The following is a 19,423-nucleotide window of genomic DNA, read 5'->3' as shown; positions in this document are numbered from 1 at the left end:
GGGCGTTGCGCAACAGTGACGTGCGCTTGCACGACCTCGCTGCGATGCTAAAAGCGGTCGCAATAAGAAGGATGTTGCCATGCTCTCACTTGCCGACCTCCAGCGCCGCATCGAAGCGGGGGAGCTTTCGCCCGATGACGCCATCGCCCAGTCGCATGCGGCGATCGAAGCCAGGGAGAAGGACGTCCGCGCCTTCGTCCGGCATGACAAATCCGCGAGGGCGCAAGCCTCGGGCCCGCTGCGTGGCATCGCGGTCGGGATCAAGGACATCATCGACACCGCCGATATGCCGACCGAGATGGGCTCGGAGATCTATCGCGGCTGGCAGCCGCGCGCTGATGCACCGGTCGTGATGATGCTGAAGCGGGCCGGGGCCACCATCATCGGCAAGACCACCACGACTGCGTTCGCCTCGAGCGATCCGACCCCGACGCTCAATCCGCACAATCCCGGCCACACGCCCGGCGGCTCGTCCTCGGGTTCGGCGGCGGCCGTCGGCGCCGGCATGATCCCGCTGGCGCTGGGCACCCAGACCGGCGGCTCGGTGATCCGGCCGGCGGCCTATTGCGGCGCTGCCGCGATCAAACCGTCGTTCCGGATGCTGCCGACGATCGGCGTGAAGTGTTATTCGTGGGCACTCGACACGGTCGGCCTGTTCGGCAGCCGCGCGGAAGATCTCGCGCGCGGATTGCTGGCGATCACCGGCCGCACTGAATTCGACGGCATCGGTCCAGCCAAGGCACCGCGCATCGGCGTGGTCAGGCAGGAGTTTGCCGAAGCCGTGGAGCCGGCGGCAGAGGAGGGCTTGCAGGCTGCGATCAAGGCGGCCGAGAAGGCCGGCGCCCGGGTGCAGACCATCGATCTGCCCGAGGCGGTCAAGGAAGCCTGGCGCATCCACCCCGTCATCCAGAACTTCGAGGCGCATCGCGCGCTGGCCTGGGAGTTTTCCGAGCGTCACGACGAGATCGCGCCGCTGCTGCGCGCCAGCCTCGATGAGACGGTCGGACTGACACCGAAGGAATACGACGATGCGCGCCGCATCGCCCGCCGTGGCCGTCGCGAGCTCGGCGAGCTGTTCGAAGGGTTCGATGTGCTGCTGACCTATTCGGCGCCGGGCACAGCGCCGGCCAAGGAGCTCGCCTCGACCGGCTCGCCCCGCTACAACCGGCTGTGGACGCTGATGGGCAATCCTTGCGTCAACGTGCCGGTGCTGAAGGTTGGCGGCCTGCCTGTCGGTGTGCAGGTGATCGCGCGGTTCGGTAATGATCCTGTGGCGTTGACATCGGCCTGGTTCCTGGAGGACGCGCTGGCGAAATCAGGCTAGCGCGGGTTCGGAACGAGCAGGGGCCTGAACGGGCGCGGAGGGCGCTGCGCCGGCTCTTGCACCTTGCCCGAGCCAGCGCTCGGCGGCTTCGCGGCCGCTCCGGTGCAGGAGGCGAATGAAGCCGCGGCCGAGATCGGTGGATGAGCGTTGCGCCAGGCCGTCAACGGAGTCTTCCGCCGCGATCCTGGAGAGCCGCAGCGACGGCGCGGCATGGGCCTGCGCCCATTCGATCGCGGCGATCTCGGCATTGAGCGCGGCGTTGGCCGCGATCTGGTCGAGCCGGCGGTCGATCGCGGCGAGCGTGATCGGCACGTAGCTGTCGCGCGTCGGCGTGACCTGGACCAGCAGCAGATCCGTTGCCGCCGTGTGCTGCACCAGCCGCAGCAGCGGCGGATTGCCGCCAAAGCCGCCGTCCCAATAGGCTTCGCCGTCGATCTCGACCGCACAATGGACCAGGGGCGGGCAGGTCGAGGCCAGCGCGACGTCGGCGGTGATGGCCTCGTTGCCAAAAACCTGCTGCTGCCCGTCGCGGATCCGCGTCGCCGCGATCAGCAGCTTCGGGCACCGCGTAGCGCGCAGGACGGAAAAGTTGATGTCGCGGCAGACCGCCTGCCGCAGCGGATCGAGATCGAACGGATCGAACTGGCCGGAGCGCAGGGTCGGGCCGAATGCGACCGAGCTTCCCGCCGGGGAAAAGCCGCCGATCAGCATCAGCGAGCGGAACGAGGCCTCGTGCATCAGCCGGACCCAGAACCGGCTCAGTCGCGACCGGGCGCCTTCGCGGCCGCCTTCGGCCAGGCCGCAAGCAAGCAGCAGCGCGTTGATCGCGCCGGCGCTGGCGCCGCTGATGGTGTCGATCTCGATATCAGTCTCTTCCAGCAGCCGCTCCAGCACGCCCCAGGTGAAGGCGGCAAAGGTGCCGCCGCCCTGCAGCGCCAGCGAAAGTCTTCGCGGCGGCCATTGGTCGGAACGCGCCTGCGCGGGCGCGACCGGTGCAGCCTTGGTGACGACGACATCGAGCGGAGCGTGGGGTTTAACGGCGAGCTCCGGCTGCGGCGCTGGCCGTGAAGTAGGGACAGGAGTGGGCGCGTCGGACCAGATATTGGTCGCCGAGAGCAGCCGGCTTGCCGCGGTGCCGGAAGCACCGAGCGAACCGATCCCGTCATTCGCGCCGACAATCTTCTCGCTCATTCTGAGCAACCGCCTAATGCCGTTTCCCGTGTCAGGATGACAGGCATGGAACCCGTTCGCTACAGCCTGCCGTGACTCGCAGGACAATTGCGAACAGGAATTCGCATATAATGCGGAAGAGGTGCGGCGGTATCCGTACTTTTTCCGGCTTCAGATTCTCGTTTGACGCGTTCTCTTGACGCGAACCGGCATCCACTTCGCTCGAAAACGCTCTAGGCCTTCTCGCCGATCCGGCTTTCCTTGCCTGCTTGCAACCGCTTGATGTTCTCGCGATGCGCGTAGAACAACAGCAGCGTCAGCACCGCTGCCAGCGCCGACAATGCGAGGTGACCGAACCACCACAGGAATATCGGCGTGATGAATGCCGCCACCAGCGCCGACAGCGAGGAATAGCGGGTGGTGAAGGCGGTCGCCAGCCAGAGCAGGCAGAACACGACGGCGCCCGGCCAGAACAGCCCGAGCAGGATGCCGATATAGACCGCCACGCCCTTGCCGCCTTTGAACTTGAGCCAGACCGGGAAGAGATGGCCGAGGAACGCGCCGAGCCCCGCCACCATCGCGGCATTGGGGCCTGCGATGTAGCCGGCGATCATCACCGCCGCGGTGCCCTTGAGCGCGTCGAACAGCAGGGTGCCCGCGGCAAGGCTCTTGCGTCCGGTGCGCAGCACATTGGTGGCGCCGATGCTGCCGGAGCCGATCGAGCGGATGTCCTGGGTGCCCGCGAGCCTGGTCAGGATCAGCCCGAATGGAATCGAGCCGAGCAGATAGCCGATGACGAAAGCCACCGGCAGAAACGGTTCAAGCCCCATGGCGGCGTCTCCAAAGGCCCATCCAGGTCGAACGAATCCGCAGCTCAGACATGCTCATACACCGTTCGTCCGCCGACAATGGTGCGCACCACCCGGCCTGTAAAGCGGGCTTCGTCGAACGGGGTGTTCTTGCAGGGCGACTTGAGGTCGGCGGGATCGACCACCCAGGGCACGTCGGGGTCGATCACGATGACGTCGGCCGGGCTGCCGGCACGCAGGGTTCCGCCCGACAGGCCGAGCAGCTCGGCGGGGCGGGTCGACATCGCGCGGATCAGCGTCTTCAGCTCGATCTCGCCATTATGCACCAGCCGCAGGCCGGCCGGCAGCATGGTCTCGAGCCCGATGGCGCCGGGGGCGGCTTCCGCGAACGGCAGGCGCTTGCCCTCGACGTCCTGCGGATTGTGGTCGGACATGATGACGTCGAGCAGGCCGGAGCCGATCGCCGCCACCAGGGCGCGGCGGTCGTCCTCGGTGCGCAGCGGCGGCGACAGCTTCAGGAACGAACGGTAAGGACCGATGTCGTTCTCGTTCAGTGCCAGATGGTTGATCGAGACCGAAGCGCTGACGGCGAGCCCGGCATCGCGGGCGCGCTGGAGGATGTCGAGGGAATCGATGCAGGTCAGCGACGCCGCGTGGTAGCGGCCGCCGGTGAGGGCGACGAGGCGCAGATCGCGCTCCAGCATCACGGCTTCGGCGGCATTGGGGATGCCCATCAGGCCGAGCCGCGAGGCAAACTCGCCCTCGTTCATGACGCCCTCGCCGACCAGATCGGGGTCCTCGGTGTAATGCACGATCAGCGCGTCGAAATCGCGCGCATAGGTCAGCGCGCGGCGCATCACCTGCGCATTGATCACGCTTCTGGCGCCATCGCCGAAGGCGACGGCGCCCGCGGCCTTGAGCAGGCCGAACTCGGTCATCTCCTGGCCGTGCATGCCCTTGGTGAGGGCGGCCATCGGCTGGATGTTGACGATCGCGGTGTCGCGGGCGCGGCGCATCACGAAATCGACCGTCGCCGAATTGTCGATCACCGGCGAGGTGTCGGGCTGGCAGATGATGGTGGTGATGCCGCCGGTTGCGGCCGCCTGGCTCGCCGAGGCGAAGGTCTCGCGGTGGCTGAAGCCGGGCTCGCCGACAAAGGCGCGCATGTCGATCAGGCCGGGGGCGACGATCTTCCCGGCGCAGTTGACGATGTCGGTGCCCTCGGGGACGCCGGCAGCGCCAATGCCGCGGCGGGTCTCGCGGATGGTGCCGTCGGCGATCAGGACGTCGCCGACCCCGTCGAAATCCCTGGAGGGATCGACGACGCGGGCATTGGCGAGCAGGATGGGGCGGCGATCGGTCAACATCGGCATCACGCGTTCGGCAGGTTACGGGCGAGCGCTTCCAGCACCGCCATGCGCACGGCGACGCCCATCTCCACCTGCTCGCGGATCAGGGATTGCGCACCGTCGGCGACCGCGGTGTCGATTTCGACGCCGCGGTTCATGGGGCCGGGATGCATCACGAGCGCGTCCGGCTTGGCGTAGGCGAGCTTCTTCTGGTCGAGCCCGAAATAGTGGAAGTATTCGCTCGACGACGGCACGAAGGAGCCGTTCATGCGCTCGCGCTGCAGCCGCAGCATCATGACGATGTCGGCGCCGTTGAGACCCTCGCGCATGTCGCGCGCGACCTCGACGCCCATCCGTTCGATGCCGGGCGGCAAGAGCGTGGACGGACCGACGACGCGAACGCGCGCGCCCATCGTGTTGAGCAGGATGATGTTGGAGCGGGCGACGCGCGAATGCAGCACGTCGCCGCAGATCGCGACCACGAGGCCCTCGATCCGGCCCTTGTTGCGCCGGATGGTGAGTGCGTCGAGAAGCGCCTGGGTCGGATGCTCATGCGCGCCGTCGCCGGCATTGATCACGGAACCGTCGACCTTGCGCGCCAGCAGCTCCACCGCGCCGGAGGCGTGATGGCGCATCACCAGGATGTCCGGGTGCATCGCATTGAGCGTCATCGCGGTGTCGATCAGCGTCTCGCCCTTCTTGATGGACGAGGAGGCGACCGACATGTTCATGACGTCGGCACCCAGCCGCTTGCCGGCGAGCTCGAACGAGGATTGGGTCCGGGTGGAGGCCTCGAAGAAGAGGTTCACCTGCGTCCGTCCGCGCAGGACGGTGCGCTTCTTGTCAACCTGGCGGTTGAGCTCGACGTATTCTTCGGACAGGTCGAGGAGGCCGCTGATGTCGGCCGCGGAAAGGCCCTCGATGCCCAGCAAATGCCGGTGGCCGAGGACGAAGGTCGATTTCGATGTCATTAAAAGCAGAGCTATAGGGGCGGACGGCTGGGGGAGCAAGCTTCAAATCCCGCCGCAGGACTTATCCACGGCGCTTTGCCGCCGGGACGGGCGCCGTCCCGCCTGTGTTCGGGGCAGCCGCTTTGCGCTAGACTCGTGCCGTTCGTTGCGTCACGGGCTGGATCATGACGAGCATGCGGTATTTTAATCGACTGGCGCGCAATGTTGCTGCGCTCGCGACCGCGTGCATGGCGGGCCTAGCGACACCGGCTTGGGCCGAAAAACGCGTCGCACTCGTGATCGGCAACGATCTCTATCCGAACCTGCCGGCCGACCGGCAATTGAAGAAGGCCGGCAATGACGCGACGACCGTGGCCGACGCGCTGAGGTCGCTGGGGTTCGACATCGTGCTCGGGACCAATCTTGGTCGCCAGGGCATGATCGACCGGCTCGCGGACTTCACGGCGCGGCTCGAGCCGGGCGATACCGCCGCATTGTTCTATGCCGGACATGGCGTTGCGATCGCGGGGGTGAACTACCTCGTGCCGAGCGACGTTCCCACCGTCAATGAGGGCGCCGAAGCGCGGGTGCGCGGCGCCTCGATCGCCGAGCCCGACGTGATTGCGGAGCTTCAAGCCAAGGCGGTGCGGGTCGCCTTCGTCGTCATCGATGCCTGCCGTGACAATCCGTTTCCGCGCGCCGCAGGGCGTTCGATCGGGAACACGCGCGGGCTCGCCGACGCCCGGCCCGCACGCGGGATCTTCACGCTCTATTCCGCAGGCATCGGCCAGACCGCGCTCGACCAGCTCAGCAGCAACGATACGGCGCACAACTCGGTGTTCACGCGGATCTTCGTCGAGCAGCTCAAGCGGCCCGAGCTGCATCTTGGCGATCTCGCGGTCGAGGTGCGCGAGCGCGTGGCGGCGCTGGCCCTGACGGCGACGGATGCCGGCGGACAGCCGGCACCGCACGATCAGACGCCCGCCTATTACGACCAGACGCTCGGCGGGCGCATCTTTCTCTGGAATGCGGGAGCGTCGAACGGGGCGCCGAAAGTGGCGGGCATGCTGGTGAAGCCGCCGGCAAAGCCTGCGGTCGCGGAGCGCGCCACCATGCGTCCGCCGCGTCCCTCCGCGGCAGGCGAAAGCTGCGCCCGCAGCGGCTTCGAGACTTATTGCGTCAGCTCGATGCTGAAGCCGCAATTCGGCAATTCATACGGCGCAGCGAATTTGTTCGACGCCTCGACAGGGACGGCCTGGGTCGAGGGCGCCTCGGGCAACGGCATCGGCGAATGGATCACCATCGAGTTCGAAACCGTGCGGCGGGTCAAATCGATCCACGTGCAGAACGGCTACCAGAAAAGCCCCGACATCTTCGCCAAGAACAACAGGGTCCGCCAGCTCCGCGTGCTGTTCTCGGGCGGCGAGTCGCGGATATTCATCCTCAACGATGAGCTGTCGGCGCAATTGCTGACATTGCGGACGCCGATTACAGCCTATTGGATGCAATTCATCATCGACGACGTCTGGGCCGGCAACAAATATACGGACACCGCCATCACGAAGCTTCTGGTCAGCTCGGATCCGGTGCAATGATCGCGAGGACCGAAACCGAGGCGCGCGCAGCGCTTGTCGCGCTGCTTGCACTATCGTTTCTCGCCCCTGTGCAGGCGCAAACCTTGCCCGGCGACTTCGTCTATCTGCGCGACATCGATCCCAGCATCATCCAGGACATCCGCTACGCCACGTCGAACAATTTCGTCGGGCGTCCGCTCGCCGGCTACAATGCCGGCGAATGCGTGGTGAAGCGCGAGGTGGGGCTGCGGCTGAAGGCGGTGCAGCAGGAGCTGGCGGCGCAAAATCTCTCGCTCAAGATGTTCGACTGCTATCGGCCGGCGCGGGCCTCGCTCGACATGGTCAAGTGGTCGCAGAACGGCCACGAGACCGCTGCGGAGCGGCGCTACAACCCGAAGATCCCGAAGACCGAGCTGTTCCGTCTCGGCTACATTGCGAGCCGTTCGCAGCATTCGACCGGTGCGGCGCTCGATCTCACGCTGGTCGATTTGAAGGCGGATAATTCCGGCAAATTTGATCCAGCGAAGACCTATGCGGATTGCACGGCGCCGGTCGATGCGCGGGCGCCGGAGGGCAGCGTCGACATGGGCACAGGCTACGACTGTACCGACGCGAAGGGCCATACCGCCGCGACCTCGATCAATCCCGAGCAGCGTGCCTGGCGCAAGCGGCTGGTGGCTGCGATGGCCAGGCAAGGCTTTGTGAACTATTCGAAGGAGTGGTGGCATTTTTCGCTGCCGGGGGCGGGCGGGGCGGCCTATGATTTCCCGATCCAGCCGCGAAGAAGGTAGAGTTTGATTGAAGCGGATGCAGCCGCGAGCCAAGGGGAGAGGTCGGCGCGAAGCGCCGGGTGAGGGGATCAACTCCCTCGGTAGACCGTAACCCCTCACCCGCGCCTGCGGCGCGACCTCTCCCGCCGGGAGAGGTGGCACTGCCCGAGCCGAGATAGATTCGATGGAAGCACAATGACCCAGCCCGCATTTGCCACCCACGAGGTCTTCAACCAGTCGCCACCATTCGAGGACGTTGATCTTTTCGCCGTGGACCGGCCGCTGGTCGAGGCGGTCAGGGCCAATGGCGGCGCGGCGGCGGAGCGTGAGCTCTCCGAGTTCGGCCGGCATTGGGGCTCGGCTGCGATGGCCGATCGCGGGCGCGTGGCGAACGAGAATACGCCGAAGCTGCGCAGCTTCGATGCCAAGGGCAACCGCCGCGACCAGGTCGAGTTTCATCCCGCCTATCACGAGCTGATGGCGCACAGTGCGCATGCCGGCGTGCACAATTCCACCTGGACCGCGGATGGTAAGCCGGCGGGCGCTGGCGCCGAGGTCATTCGCGCCGCAAAGTTCTACATGGCAGCCCAGGTTGAAACCGGCCACCTCTGCCCGATCACGATGACGCGCGCTTCCGTCGGTGCCCTGGCGATGCAGCCCGACTTGCTCGCGGGGGTAATGCCCGTGCTGTCGACGAAGAGCTACGACCCGGGCTTTGCACCGTGGTGGGGCAAGCGCGGCATGACGCTCGGCATGGGGATGACCGAGAAGCAGGGCGGCACGGACGTGCGCGCCAACATGACGCGCGCGGTGCGCGACGGGGACGGCTATCGCATCACCGGACACAAATGGTTCATGTCGGCGCCGATGTGCGATGCGTTCCTCGTGCTGGCGCAGGCCGAGGGCGGGCTGACCTGTTTCTTCATGCCGCGCTTCGCGCCGGATGGTTCGGTCAACGCCATCCAGTTCCAGCGGCTGAAGGACAAGCTTGGCAACCGCTCCAATGCCTCGTCCGAGGTCGAGTTCGTCGGCGCCTACGCCGAAAGGGTCGGCGAGGAGGGCAAGGGCATCCGCACCATCATCCAGATGGTGCAGCTGACGCGACAGGATTGCGCGATCGCCTCCGTCGGCCTGATGCGCTCGGGGCTTGCGCATGCGCTGCACCACGCCCGCCACCGCAGCGTGTTCCAGAAGCATCTGGCCGATCAGCCCTTGATGCAGGCCGTGCTGTCGGACATGGCGCTGCATGTGGAGGCGAGCACGGCGCTGGTGATGCGGCTCTGCCGCGCCTTCGACCTCACGCCGCACGATGCGGCGGAAGCGGCCTATATGCGGCTGCTCACGCCCGCGATCAAATACTGGACCTGCAAGAGCGCGCCGCCGTTCCTTTTTGAGGCGATGGAGTGCCTCGGCGGCAACGGCTATGTCGAGGACGGCATTTTGGCGCGCCATTATCGCGAGTCGCCGGTCAACGCGATCTGGGAAGGTTCGGGCAACGTGATGTGCCTCGACGTGCTCCGCGCGCTCTCGCGCGAGCCGGAGCCCGCGATGGCGGTGCTTCAGGCGCTGGCGGTCGAGACCAAGGGCCTGACCGGGGCGGGGGAGGCGGTCAGCTTCATCGGCAAGACTTTCCGGCGCGCCGACGGCGAGCGCGTCGCGCGGCTTGCCGTCGAGAAGCTTTCGCTGCTGGCTGCGGCTGCGGCGCTCAATGGCGTGTCGCCACACCATGCCGAATTGTTCGCGAGCACCCGTCTTGCGGCCAATCACGCTAGCATGTACGGCGCTGTCGAGCTGGAGAGCGGCGACGTGCGCGCGCTGCTGGAGCGGGCGCTGCCGTGAGTCTCCAAAACGAAAGCCTTCCGATGGACTCCCTCAATCCCGATCATCCGCCGCTGACCGAGACGCCGACGACGCCGCGCGTCTGGAAGTTCTGGGGCACGGCGCTGTGGGGCCTCTTCATCTTCGTCGCGATGTTCGTCGGGCAGATCGGTGCCGTAATTGTGCTGGCAGCGCTACGTGGTCTTCCCATGGACCTTTCTTCGCTTCAGCTTGTCGGCCATGAGCCCCAGACTCTCGCGCTCTCGGTCATCATGGGGCTGCCGGCGACGCTGCTTGCGGTCTGGCTCGCCATTCGCATCAAGAAGGTCTCCTTCGTCGACTATCTCGCGCTGCATTGGCCGTCATGGAAGCAGCTGCTGTTCGGCGCGATCGGCCTCATCCTGATCGTACTGCTCTGGGAAACGATGTCGCGCGCGCTTGGCCGCGAGGCGACGCCGGGCTTCATGACCGATCTGTTGAAATCGGGCCGCGACAAGGGCGCGGCGCTGCTGCTGCTCGCCGCATTCGCAGTGGCGGCGCCGATGTCGGAAGAGGTTCTGGCGCGAGGCTTCCTCTACCGCGGCTGGTCGGCGAGCTTCTTGCGCGCGCCCGGCGCCATCCTGCTGTCGTCGCTGGTCTGGACGGTGGTCCACCTGCAATACGACATGTACTTCCTGGCCGAAGTCTTCTGCATCGGATTATGGTTCGGCTACATGCGCTACCGCTCCGGCTCGCTGTGGCTCACCATCGCGCTGCATGCGTTGAACAATCTCACCGCGGTGGTGCTGACGATGTGGCTGGGGAGCTAGGGCTTCATACTCCGTCATTGCGAGGAGCCCTTGCGACGAAGCAATCCAGAGTGTCTCCGCGGAGGGATTCTGGATTGCTTCGCTTCGCTCGCAATGACGGCGGAGAGAGTTGCGCTCTTAATGACGCATGCTAGGCCACCAGCGCGATGGCGATCGGCATCGTGATCGCCGCCAAAATCGTCTGCAGCGTGATGATCTGTGCGAGCAGCGGCGCGTCGCCGCCCATCTGGCGGGCCAGCACATAGGCGCTCGACGAGGTCGGGACCGCCGAGCAGATCGCAACGATCGCCAGGCTGTCGCCGGTTAGTCCGAACCAGACGGCAAGCGCGAGCGCGAGTGCAGGCATCAGCACTAGCTTGAAACCGACGCCGATCGCCGCGGCAGCGCTCGGGCGCAGCAGGCCTTCCAGATGCAGTCCCGCGCCGGTGACGAGCAGGCCGATGGCGAGCGAGGATCGGCTGAGCGCGTCGGCAACCTCATGCCAGAGCTTTGGCAGCGGCAGGTGAGTGACGTTGATCAAGAGGCCGATAGCGCAAGCCCAGATCAGCGGATTGCGGATCACCGTTATGACGATCGTGCGGGCGGACTTCTTTTCGGGCGAAGCATAGTGCGCGAGCACGGCGACGCTGAACACGTTGACCAGGGGAATGATCGCGACCATCGCCACGGAAGCGAGGGCCAGCCCGAGGTCGCCGAACATGTTGGCGGCGACCGACAGCCCGACGAAGGTCTGCCAGCGCGTCGCGCCCTGAAAGATCGAGGTGAAGGCGGGGCCGTCGATGTCGAGCCGGGACAGGGCCGGGCGCAATGCGAGGCAGAGCAGCGACATCGCCAGCGCCGACAGCAGCAGCGCGCCGCCGACGCCGGCGACCGGAACCTTCGTGAGGTCCGCCTTCACCAGCGTCTGGATCAGCAGCATCGGAAACAGCACGAAATAGGTCAGCCGCTCCAGCCCGTGCCATTGCGTGTCCAGCCGCATCAGGCTGCGCTTCAGCACGACGCCGAGCACGAGGAGGATGAAGACCGGCAGCAGCGCCGCGACGACGACCGCCATGGGATCAGCCGGGTTCCTTGCGCAGGTTTGCCAGGCGATCGAGCGCGCCTTGCAGGATGAAGATCGCGGCGTGCTCGTCGATGACCTCGGCGCGCTTGGCGCGGCTCACGTCCATCCCGACCAGCTCGCGTTCGACTGCCGCGGTCGAGAGGCGCTCGTCCCAGAGACCGATGGGCAGGGCGGTCAGTCCGGCCAGATTGCGCGCGAAGGCGCGGGTCGATTGCGCGCGCGGTCCCTCGCTGCCGTCCATGTTGATGGGCAGGCCGAGCACGAAGCCGACCGCCTTGCGCTCGGCGGCGATGGCAAGCAGCCTGGCGGCGTCCTGCTTGAACTGCTTGCGCTGGATCGTTTCGACGCCAGTGGCCAAGCGGCGGTCGGGGTCGGACACGGCAACGCCGATGGTCTTGGTGCCCAAGTCGAGCCCGACCAGCGCGCCGCGTTCGGGCCAGTGGGTTGCAGCATCGACCAAGGTGAGGATAAGAGCCGGCATGGATTTAGCGCATATCATGCGTCGCGCTGCAGAGTGAACCCGGAACGTGGATGCGCTGACATTATTCGGCCTGTTCGCCGTCACGGCGATGCTGGTCACTTACGCCTTGGAAGCCCGCAGCCATTGGTTCGTGCTGCTGTTTGCGGTGTCCTGCGCCCTCGGCTCGGCCTACGGCTTCCTTCAGGGCGCCTGGCCGTTCGGTCTCGTCGAAGCCATCTGGGCCGTCGTAGCGCTGCGACGGTGGTCGATCAGGCCGCGATGACGTCGTCATTCTTGGTCAGGCAGGCGATGAAACCGTGCAGCGCGCTGTACTGATGTCCGGTGCTGCGCCGGATGAAGAGTGTCTCGACACGTGCGTGTGACGGGCTCAGCGTGTGGATGGCGACCGCGCCATTCATCGCGCTGCGTTCCACGACGGCGCGTGGCAGCAGCGTCACACCCATGTCGGCGGCAACGCAGCCGATCATGCCGTCGAGCGTGCCGAGCTCAAAGCGCGCCGCCGACGGCCAGCCGAATTCGACGAAGATCTGTTCGAGCCGCTGGCGATAGGTGCAGCCGGTGCGGAACACCAGCGCGGTCGGGCCCGACTCCGCCGTGCCGGCGCGCAGCTCGGCGAGCGAAGTCCAGCGCCGCGCGCTGACGAGCACCAGCTCTTCGCGGAATGCGCTCGTCGCGGCGAGATCGTCATGGGTGATGGGTCCTGCGACGAAGGCGCCGTCGAGCGTGCCGTCGAGCACGCTGGCGACGAGGTCGGCGGTCGGCGCGGTGCGCAAGGAAAGGCGCACAGCCGGGAAGCGGCGGTGGAAATCGGCGAGCAGCGGCGGCAGCCGCACCGCGGCCGTGGTCTCCATCGAGCCGATCGCGAGCGGACCCTTCGGCTCGCCATCGTCGCGCGCGGCGAGCAAGGCTTCGCGCGAGAGCGCCGCCATCTTTTGCGCGTAGGGGAGAAGGCGCTTGCCGGCACCCGTCAGCGTCATGCCGCGTGAGTGCCGCTCGAACAGCGGCGTGCCGATCTCCGCCTCCAGTGCCTTCACGCGCTGGGTGACGTTCGACTGCACGGTGTTGAGCTCTTCGGCGGCGCGGGTGATGCCGCCGGTGCGGGCGACCGCGGCGAAGGTCTTGATATCGCTGAGTTCCATGGCGTCGTTTCGCTTTTGAGATTGCAGCGTTCGCAACAATTCATTTTTCGAGAATGCTAGTCGCGCCTAGTCTCGCTGTCCAGACCGGGGAAGGAGCCATGCCGATGACGACGCCGCTGACCACGCTGCTTAGGATCAAGCATCCCATCCTGCTGGCGCCGATGGATGTCATCGCCGGCAGCCGTCTGGTCGCGGCGGTGAGCCGCGCCGGCGGGTTCGGCATTCTCGGCGGCGGCTATGGCGAGCGGGCGTGGCTGGAGCAGGAGACGGCGACGCTCGCCGACCTCAGTGCACCGTTCGGGATCGGCTTCATCACCTGGAGCCTTGCCAAGCGGCCCGAGCTTCTCGATCTCGCGCTCGCTGCAAAACCAGCTGCGATCATGTTGTCGTTCGGCGATCCCGCGCCGTTCGCGCCCAGGATCAAATCCACCGGCGCGCGCCTGATCTGCCAGGTGCAGGATGAAGCGATGGCACAGCAGGCGCTCGATGCCGGTGCCGACATCCTGATCGCGCAGGGAACGGAGGCGGGCGGTCATGGCGCGTCGCGCACCACCGTCGATCTCGTGCCTGCTGTCGTCGATCTCGCCGCGGGGCGCGTTCCCGTGGTGGCGGCCGGCGGCATCGCGGACGGGCGCGGCCTCGCTGCCATGCTGATGCTCGGCGCGAGCGGCGTGCTGCTCGGCACGCGCTTCTATGCCAGCCAGGAGGCCGACGGCGCGGAGGAGGCCAAGCGACGCATCTGCGCGGCGAACTCGGGTTCGACCGTGCGCGGCATCATCTTCGATCTCTCCCGCAACAATGTCTGGCCGGCGCCGTTCACGGGACGGTGCCTGGTCAACGATCATGCGAAGCGCTGGATCGGCCGCGAGGTCGAGCTGATGCAGAATGTTGCCGCAGTCGCGGCCGAGTATGCGGCAGCAAGGGCGGCGGGCAATTTCGACATCGCCGCGGTGATCGCCGGCGAGGCGGTCGGGCTAATCCATGATATTCCACCGGCGGCGGAGATCGTCGAGCGGATTGCAGTGGAGGCGGAGCAGTTGATCGCCGGGCGGAGAAACTCGCTGACAGCGGCGTAGACTTCCTACCCTCCCCTGGAGGGGGAGGGTCGATCGCGCGAAGCGCGAGCGGGGTGGGGTGACAGTCTCTCCATTGAGGCGGTGCCCGTGTTGAGAGATCACCCCACCCCGCTTCGCATTTCGCTTCGCGACATGCGAACCGACCCTCCCCCTCCAGGGGAGGGTAAGAAAGAACGAGAGAGAACAACCATGTGGCCTGACCGTCGACTGATCGACCTGTTCAAGACCGAATTCCCGATCGTGCTGGCGCCGATGGCGGGCGTGATGGATGCGGAGCTGGTGATTGCCGTGGCGCAGGGCGGTGGGCTCGGCTCGCTGCCAAGTGTGATGATCTCGCCGGAGAAGGCGCGCGAGCAGGTCGGTCTGATCCGCCAGCGCGTCAAGGCCCCGGTCAACATGAACTTCTTCTGCCATACGCCGGTCGAGCTGACGCGCGAAGCGGAGGCGCGGTGGAAGCAGCGGCTCGCGGGCTACTACGCCGAGCACGGTCTCGATCCCTCAGCGCCGATCGCGGCTGCGAACCGCGCGCCGTTCGATGCGGCGTTCTGCGAGGTGGTCGAGGAGCTGAAGCCGGAGATCGTCAGCTTCCATTTCGGCCTGCCGGAGCAAGCGCTGCTGAGGCGCGTGAAGGCGGCGGGTTGCCTCGTCATCTCGTCCGCGACGACGGTGAAGGAGGCGGTCTGGCTGGAAGAACGCGGCGTCGATGCCGTGATCGCGCAAGGGGCCGAGGCCGGCGGCCATCGCGGCATGTTCCTGACCGACAAGGCCGCCGAGCAGCCCGGGACCTTCGCGCTGGTGCCGCAGGTCGTCGACGCCGTGAAGGTGCCGGTGATCGCGGCGGGCGGCATCGCGGACGGACGCGGCATTGCCGCAGCCTTCGCGCTCGGCGCCTCGGGCGTGCAGATCGGCAGCGCCTATCTGCGCTGCCCGGAATCCAAGGTCAGCGCAGGCGGCCGCGAGGCGCTCGCCGAGGCGCGGGACGATTCCACCGTCATCACCAACGTCATGACCGGCCGGCCTGCGCGCGGGGTGCAGAACCGGCTGATGCGCGAGGCTGGCCCGATCTCGCCGGATGCGCCGCCTTTTCCCCACGCCGCGACCGCGCTGGGGCCGCTGAAGGCGGCTGCCGAAAAGCAGGGCAGGGTGGATTTCACCAATCTCTGGGCGGGACAGGCCGTTGCGCTGGGCCGCGAGGTCCCCGCCGCCGAATTGACCCGGGATCTCGCCAAATCGGCGCTCGGGCGCCTGAAGGCCCTCGCCGGATAGGGGGAAGCGCCGGTTGCGGCGCAAAAGCGGCCTCTGCTATACGGCACATAGGTTTTGCCGTGAGAGGCCCTATATAATGTCTGTTGACGCCGCTACCGTCCGCCGCATCGCGCATCTGGCGCGCATTGCGGTTTCCGAGGACGAGGTTCCGCATCTGCAGGGCGAGCTCAACGCCATGCTGGCTTTCGTCGAGCAGCTCTCGGAGGTCAATGTCGAGGGCGTGGAGCCGATGACCTCGGTCACCCCGATGCAGATGAAGAAGCGGCAGGACGTGGTCGATGACGGCGAGATCGCCGACGATATCGTTGCCAACGCGCCCGCGACTGAAGGTCACTTCTTCCTGGTGCCGAAGGTCGTTGAATAAACAGGTTAGGTCCGATGTGCCTGCTTTGCGACGATGAGAAGGCCTATCAGGCCTACATGAATTACCTCGACAAGATGGAGCGGCAGGGCAAGGCTGCCGATCCCAACGTCGCCGTCAATGCCGTGCTCGACGAGATCGAGGCGGCCGCGAAAGCCGCCGCCAAAAAAGACGACCCGGCCAACGACAAGACCCTGTCTCCGTTCTTCTGCAGCCCGATCAATAAATGACCGATTTGACATCGCTGACGCTCGCCGAGGCCCGCAAGGGTCTCGCGGCAAAAACTTTCACGTCGCTCGAGCTGACCGACGCGCATCTTTCCGCGATCGAAGCCGCGCGCGTGCTCAACGCCTTCGTGATGGAGACGCCCGATCGCGCGCGCGACATGGCGAAGGCCGTGGACGCGAAGATCGCCAAGGGCGAAGGCGGCCCGCTTGCCGGCATTCCGCTCGGAATCAAGGATCTCTTTGCGACCAAGGGCGTGCGCACCACGGCGTGCTCAAAGATCCTCGGCAATTTCGTGCCGACGTATGAGTCCACCGTCACCTCGCAGCTCTGGCGCGACGGCGCGGTGATGCTCGGCAAGCTCAACAATGACGAGTTCGCGATGGGCTCGGCCAACGAGACCTCGTGCTTCGGTCCCGTCGGCAATCCCTGGCGGCGCGAGGGCAGCAACACGACGCTGGTGCCGGGCGGCTCGTCCGGCGGCTCGGCCTCGGCGGTGGCGGCGCTGCTGTGCATGGGCGCGACTGCGACCGACACCGGCGGCTCGATCCGCCAGCCGGCCGCGTTCACCGCGACCGTCGGCATCAAGCCGACCTATGGCCGCTGCTCGCGCTGGGGCATCGTCGCCTTTGCGTCCTCGCTCGACCAGGCAGGTCCGATCGCGCGCAGCGTCCGCGACGCCGCGATGCTGCTGCGCTCGATGGCCGGACACGATCCCAAGGACACGACGTCGGTCGATATCCCTGTGCCGGATTACGAGGCAGCGATCGGCAAGTCCGTGAAGGGCATGAAGATCGGCATTCCCAAGGAGTATCGCCTCGACGGCATGCCGGCCGAGATCGAGAAGCTCTGGAGCGAGGGCGCGGCGTGGCTCAGGAGCGCCGGCGCCGAGCTGGTCGAGGTGTCGCTGCCGCACACCAAATACGCGCTGCCGGCCTATTACATCGTGGCACCGGCGGAGGCGTCCTCAAACCTCGCGCGCTATGACGGCGTGCGCTACGGCCTGCGCGAGCAGGGCAAGAACATCATCGAGCTCTACGAGAACACCCGCGCGGCCGGGTTTGGCGCAGAGGTGCGCCGCCGTGTCATGATCGGCACCTACGTGCTGTCGGCCGGCTATTACGACGCTTATTATTTGCGCGCGCAGAAGGTGCGCACGCTGATCAAGAAGGACTTCGAGGATTGCTTCGCGAGGGGCGTCGACGCGATCCTGACGCCTGCGACGCCGTCGGCGGCCTTCGGCATCGGCGAGAAGGGCGGCGCCGACCCGGTCGAGATGTATCTCAACGACATCTTCACGGTGACCGTGAACATGGCGGGCCTGCCCGGAATCGCGGTGCCAGCCGGCAAGGATGCACAGGGCCTGCCGCTCGGCCTGCAATTGATCGGCCGTCCGTTCGATGAGGAGACGCTGTTCTCGCTCGGCGAGGTGATCGAGCAGGCCGCCGGCCGCTTCACGCCCGCGAGGTGGTGGTGAATGTCGCCGATTTCATCGCGAGCCTCGGCGGCGCGGCGCCCGCGCCGGACTTGAGCGCGCCGCTCGCCGGCCTCTGGTGGGCGGCGAAAGGCGACTGGGACCGCGCGCACACAATCGTTCAGGACGAGAGCAGCCGTGAGGCCGCCTGGGTGCATGCTTATTTGCACCGTGTCGAAGGCGATCTCGGCAATGCCGGCTATTGGTATCGCCAGGCCGGCCAGCCGGCGGCAAAAGATTCATTGGAAGCGGAGTGGGAGCGGATCGCTGCCACGCTGCTCGGGGCTTGACGGGGCCGGCCCGCTCACACGCGCGTGTTGGGAACTGCGCCGGCACGCCAAATCGCGTCATTAACGTGGTCGGGTGCCGTCACGCGCAGGCGCGGTGAGACCTCGACCCGTTGGCCCGCGCGCGCCCGCTGAAGAATGCGCCGGCGTTCGATCTCGGCACCAACCAGCGGCTGGCTGGCAAGCCAGTCGAGATCGACGAGGGAGGGAGCAAAGCAGGAGGAGAACGATGCCATCTGCTCGAGCCGCTCGAGTGCTGCGACCACGAACCAGCCGACGGGATTGGTCCCGGGCTCGAGATGGTCGAATCTCGGGCTTGCGGGCCAGAATGGCTCCAGGATTCGGCCTTTGCCGCCCTTGAGTACATCCGCCACGTACCGCAATGCGTTGACGGCGATGGCGCGGCTGCCGATATCCGAGGCGATGCGGGCAAGCGTTGAAAGGCGCGACAGCGAGGCCTGGTTCTGACACAGCGAGCCGAGTGTATCGCAGGCGAATTTCAGCGCCGCATAACGCTTGGGCAAGGCGAGTTCCTCGGAGCGCCAGGTCGCATAGGCGGCGAGGGCGTCGCGGTAAACCGGGTCCTGCGCCGCGGCGCCGCCCGACAGGGCCGCGAAAATGTGCGCGAAGGGTTGGGCTTCGAACTGGGTGAGTGCCCAGTCCCGCACCGTGTCGTCAGGCTCCCATGACGGGATGGTCTCGATCAAGAAGCCCTCTTGGGCGAGCGCTCTGGCGCGATCGCGCTTGGCTGCGAAGAGGTTCAGCTCATAGGGATCGAGCGGCTCGCCGAGCTTCACCGGCACCAGAACCGGCGCTCCGCCGATCAGCCGATAGATGTCGAAGCCCATGCTGGCGAAAGCGGCCGGCAGACGATCGTTCTGTTTGTCACCGGCTTTTATCTCGAACATGACGAGGGGGGAGCGCTCGGAGAGAAAGCCCTTCGCGCCGGCCAGGATTCGCTCCTCCTCGCCTTCCGCGTCCATCTTGACGAAGTCGATCGGGCCCCAATGCCTGGATCTCTGTTCGGCATCGAGCGAGGTGATCTGAATGCTTTCGGTGGGACCGCTGCCTTGCAGCGAGTTGAGCTCGCTGGAGGCGCCCAGCACCAGACGGCCCTCGCGCTCGCCATCCGACAGCGCCGCGGCGATGATATGCAGGTTGGCGGCCTCGTTCTTCGCCTTTCCGAGCGCGAGTAGCCGTCGTGGCTCGCTGGCCGGTTCATAGGCGAACACCTGCCCATGGGGGGCGAGCCGCCGCGCCATTGGCAGGCTGTAGACGCCGAGATTGGCCCCGATGTCGAGCGCGGACATGCCCGGCTTCAGCCAGCTTGCGAGGAACGCCGTCTCCTTCTCGAACCACGTCTCCTGCTCGAGGATGACGTAGGTGGTGATGGCCTCGAGGGAGGCCGTCACGACGATCTGCGTCCCATCGACCATCCGAAGCGTGAGCTCGCCCATCTTCCCTCTGGCATTTGATCC

At 66.5% G+C, this 19,423-nt stretch carries 20 protein-coding genes; 12 read left to right on the top strand and 8 right to left on the bottom strand.

Annotated features, from left to right (window positions below; genetic code table 11):
• Window positions 1-79: 79 nt before the first annotated feature.
• On the top strand, window positions 80-1,324 hold the full coding sequence (locus N2602_RS22350; RefSeq protein WP_260379420.1) for an amidase: 1,245 nt from the start codon (window positions 80-82) through the stop codon (window positions 1,322-1,324).
• On the opposite strand, the gene N2602_RS22345 is transcribed toward N2602_RS22350, so the two are convergent.
• The 4 genes from N2602_RS22345 to N2602_RS22330 all read right to left on the bottom strand — a co-directional run bounded on the left by N2602_RS22345 (window position 1,316) and on the right by N2602_RS22330 (window position 5,623).
• Entirely contained in the window at window positions 1,316-2,515 is a 1,200-nt protein-coding gene (locus tag N2602_RS22345; protein ID WP_260379419.1) for a patatin-like phospholipase family protein, read from the bottom strand. The two genes, N2602_RS22350 and N2602_RS22345, sit on opposite strands and share 9 nt — an antisense overlap.
• Before the next feature lie 212 nt (window positions 2,516-2,727).
• On the bottom strand, window positions 2,728-3,324 hold the full coding sequence (gene plsY, locus N2602_RS22340) for a glycerol-3-phosphate 1-O-acyltransferase PlsY (protein WP_260379418.1): 597 nt from the start codon (window positions 3,322-3,324) through the stop codon (window positions 2,728-2,730).
• Window positions 3,325-3,368: 44 nt separating this feature from the next.
• The gene (locus tag N2602_RS22335; RefSeq protein ID WP_260383697.1) at window positions 3,369-4,670 is read right to left on the bottom strand and encodes a dihydroorotase; all 1,302 of its coding nucleotides are present in this window, start codon (window positions 4,668-4,670) and stop codon (window positions 3,369-3,371) included.
• A gap of 5 nt (window positions 4,671-4,675) precedes the next feature.
• Window positions 4,676-5,623, bottom strand: coding sequence for an aspartate carbamoyltransferase catalytic subunit (locus tag N2602_RS22330; protein WP_197952821.1), 948 nt, complete (start codon window positions 5,621-5,623; stop codon window positions 4,676-4,678).
• A 227-nt stretch (window positions 5,624-5,850) separates the two neighbouring features.
• On the opposite strand from N2602_RS22330, the gene N2602_RS22325 reads away from it, so the two are divergent.
• From N2602_RS22325 to N2602_RS22310, 4 genes are all read left to right on the top strand, one after another.
• Window positions 5,851-7,197 (top strand): NADase-type glycan-binding domain-containing protein, encoded by a 1,347-nt coding sequence (locus N2602_RS22325; RefSeq protein ID WP_260379417.1) that lies wholly within the window; start codon window positions 5,851-5,853, stop codon window positions 7,195-7,197.
• Complete coding sequence (locus N2602_RS22320) at window positions 7,194-7,967, top strand: M15 family metallopeptidase (protein WP_260379416.1); 774 nt, start codon at window positions 7,194-7,196, stop codon at window positions 7,965-7,967. The genes N2602_RS22325 and N2602_RS22320 overlap by 4 nt, the downstream gene beginning before the upstream one ends.
• A 174-nt stretch (window positions 7,968-8,141) precedes the next feature.
• Complete coding sequence (locus N2602_RS22315) at window positions 8,142-9,785, top strand: acyl-CoA dehydrogenase family protein (RefSeq protein ID WP_172783404.1); 1,644 nt, start codon at window positions 8,142-8,144, stop codon at window positions 9,783-9,785.
• A gap of 23 nt (window positions 9,786-9,808) precedes the next feature.
• Window positions 9,809-10,573 carry a CPBP family intramembrane glutamic endopeptidase gene (locus N2602_RS22310; protein ID WP_172783405.1) on the top strand — a complete coding sequence of 255 codons (765 nt, stop codon included), beginning with the start codon at window positions 9,809-9,811 and terminating at the stop codon, window positions 10,571-10,573.
• 130 nt (window positions 10,574-10,703) lie between these two features.
• On the opposite strand, the gene N2602_RS22305 is transcribed toward N2602_RS22310, so the two are convergent.
• Window positions 10,704-11,627 (bottom strand): AEC family transporter, encoded by a 924-nt coding sequence (locus tag N2602_RS22305; RefSeq protein WP_172783406.1) that lies wholly within the window; start codon window positions 11,625-11,627, stop codon window positions 10,704-10,706.
• A 4-nt stretch (window positions 11,628-11,631) separates the two neighbouring features.
• Window positions 11,632-12,117, bottom strand: coding sequence for a Holliday junction resolvase RuvX (gene ruvX, locus N2602_RS22300; RefSeq protein WP_172783407.1), 486 nt, complete (start codon window positions 12,115-12,117; stop codon window positions 11,632-11,634).
• A 46-nt stretch (window positions 12,118-12,163) separates the two neighbouring features.
• Between ruvX and N2602_RS22295 the strand changes: the two genes are divergently transcribed.
• A complete protein-coding gene (locus N2602_RS22295; protein ID WP_172783408.1) occupies window positions 12,164-12,379 on the top strand; it encodes a hypothetical protein in 216 nt (71 codons plus the stop codon).
• On the opposite strand, the gene N2602_RS22290 is transcribed toward N2602_RS22295, so the two are convergent.
• Window positions 12,366-13,256 carry a LysR family transcriptional regulator gene (locus tag N2602_RS22290; protein ID WP_172783409.1) on the bottom strand — a complete coding sequence of 297 codons (891 nt, stop codon included), beginning with the start codon at window positions 13,254-13,256 and terminating at the stop codon, window positions 12,366-12,368. The two genes, N2602_RS22295 and N2602_RS22290, sit on opposite strands and share 14 nt — an antisense overlap.
• 98 nt (window positions 13,257-13,354) lie before the next feature.
• Between N2602_RS22290 and N2602_RS22285 the strand changes: the two genes are divergently transcribed.
• The 6 genes from N2602_RS22285 to N2602_RS22260 all read left to right on the top strand — a co-directional run bounded on the left by N2602_RS22285 (window position 13,355) and on the right by N2602_RS22260 (window position 17,948).
• Entirely contained in the window at window positions 13,355-14,332 is a 978-nt protein-coding gene (locus N2602_RS22285; protein ID WP_260379413.1) for a nitronate monooxygenase family protein, read from the top strand.
• A gap of 189 nt (window positions 14,333-14,521) precedes the next feature.
• Window positions 14,522-15,598 carry a nitronate monooxygenase family protein gene (locus N2602_RS22280; protein WP_260379412.1) on the top strand — a complete coding sequence of 359 codons (1,077 nt, stop codon included), beginning with the start codon at window positions 14,522-14,524 and terminating at the stop codon, window positions 15,596-15,598.
• A gap of 76 nt (window positions 15,599-15,674) precedes the next feature.
• Window positions 15,675-15,962, top strand: a complete 288-nt coding sequence (gene gatC, locus N2602_RS22275; RefSeq protein WP_128265297.1) for an Asp-tRNA(Asn)/Glu-tRNA(Gln) amidotransferase subunit GatC — start codon at window positions 15,675-15,677, stop codon at window positions 15,960-15,962.
• A 14-nt stretch (window positions 15,963-15,976) separates the two neighbouring features.
• On the top strand, window positions 15,977-16,189 hold the full coding sequence (locus N2602_RS22270) for a hypothetical protein (RefSeq protein ID WP_027547180.1): 213 nt from the start codon (window positions 15,977-15,979) through the stop codon (window positions 16,187-16,189).
• On the top strand, window positions 16,186-17,661 hold the full coding sequence (gatA, locus tag N2602_RS22265; RefSeq protein WP_260379411.1) for an Asp-tRNA(Asn)/Glu-tRNA(Gln) amidotransferase subunit GatA: 1,476 nt from the start codon (window positions 16,186-16,188) through the stop codon (window positions 17,659-17,661). The genes N2602_RS22270 and gatA overlap by 4 nt, the downstream gene beginning before the upstream one ends.
• Window positions 17,652-17,948, top strand: coding sequence for a hypothetical protein (locus N2602_RS22260; protein WP_172783413.1), 297 nt, complete (start codon window positions 17,652-17,654; stop codon window positions 17,946-17,948). The genes gatA and N2602_RS22260 overlap by 10 nt, the downstream gene beginning before the upstream one ends.
• A gap of 14 nt (window positions 17,949-17,962) precedes the next feature.
• Here N2602_RS22260 and N2602_RS22255 read toward each other — a convergent pair whose 3' ends face one another.
• Window positions 17,963-19,402, bottom strand: a complete 1,440-nt coding sequence (locus tag N2602_RS22255; protein WP_260379410.1) for an FkbM family methyltransferase — start codon at window positions 19,400-19,402, stop codon at window positions 17,963-17,965.
• Window positions 19,403-19,423: the final 21 nt, after the last annotated feature.

The sequence above is a fragment of the Bradyrhizobium sp. NC92 genome (assembly GCF_025200865.1).
Taxonomy (GTDB): Bacteria; Pseudomonadota; Alphaproteobacteria; order Rhizobiales; family Xanthobacteraceae; genus Bradyrhizobium.
The sequence above is the reverse complement of the archived record's forward strand: the minus strand, read 5'-3'. Positions and strand labels throughout refer to the sequence as shown.

Coding starts and splice junctions, on each gene's coding strand:
- N2602_RS22280 (WP_260379412.1), top strand. CDS start 14,522: ATGTGGCCTGACCGTCGACTGATCGACCTGTTCAAGACCGAATTCCCG.
- N2602_RS22335 (WP_260383697.1), bottom strand. CDS start 4,670: ATGTTGACCGATCGCCGCCCCATCCTGCTCGCCAATGCCCGCGTCGTC.
- N2602_RS22285 (WP_260379413.1), top strand. CDS start 13,355: ATGCCGATGACGACGCCGCTGACCACGCTGCTTAGGATCAAGCATCCC.
- N2602_RS22345 (WP_260379419.1), bottom strand. CDS start 2,515: ATGAGCGAGAAGATTGTCGGCGCGAATGACGGGATCGGTTCGCTCGGT.
- N2602_RS22255 (WP_260379410.1), bottom strand. CDS start 19,402: ATGGGCGAGCTCACGCTTCGGATGGTCGATGGGACGCAGATCGTCGTG.
- N2602_RS22315 (WP_172783404.1), top strand. CDS start 8,142: ATGACCCAGCCCGCATTTGCCACCCACGAGGTCTTCAACCAGTCGCCA.
- N2602_RS22290 (WP_172783409.1), bottom strand. CDS start 13,256: ATGGAACTCAGCGATATCAAGACCTTCGCCGCGGTCGCCCGCACCGGC.
- N2602_RS22320 (WP_260379416.1), top strand. CDS start 7,194: ATGATCGCGAGGACCGAAACCGAGGCGCGCGCAGCGCTTGTCGCGCTG.
- N2602_RS22270 (WP_027547180.1), top strand. CDS start 15,977: ATGTGCCTGCTTTGCGACGATGAGAAGGCCTATCAGGCCTACATGAAT.
- ruvX (WP_172783407.1), bottom strand. CDS start 12,117: ATGCCGGCTCTTATCCTCACCTTGGTCGATGCTGCAACCCACTGGCCC.
- N2602_RS22325 (WP_260379417.1), top strand. CDS start 5,851: ATGGCGGGCCTAGCGACACCGGCTTGGGCCGAAAAACGCGTCGCACTC.
- gatA (WP_260379411.1), top strand. CDS start 16,186: ATGACCGATTTGACATCGCTGACGCTCGCCGAGGCCCGCAAGGGTCTC.
- N2602_RS22305 (WP_172783406.1), bottom strand. CDS start 11,627: ATGGCGGTCGTCGTCGCGGCGCTGCTGCCGGTCTTCATCCTCCTCGTG.
- N2602_RS22310 (WP_172783405.1), top strand. CDS start 9,809: ATGGACTCCCTCAATCCCGATCATCCGCCGCTGACCGAGACGCCGACG.
- gatC (WP_128265297.1), top strand. CDS start 15,675: ATGTCTGTTGACGCCGCTACCGTCCGCCGCATCGCGCATCTGGCGCGC.
- N2602_RS22330 (WP_197952821.1), bottom strand. CDS start 5,623: ATGACATCGAAATCGACCTTCGTCCTCGGCCACCGGCATTTGCTGGGC.
- N2602_RS22350 (WP_260379420.1), top strand. CDS start 80: ATGCTCTCACTTGCCGACCTCCAGCGCCGCATCGAAGCGGGGGAGCTT.
- plsY (WP_260379418.1), bottom strand. CDS start 3,324: ATGGGGCTTGAACCGTTTCTGCCGGTGGCTTTCGTCATCGGCTATCTG.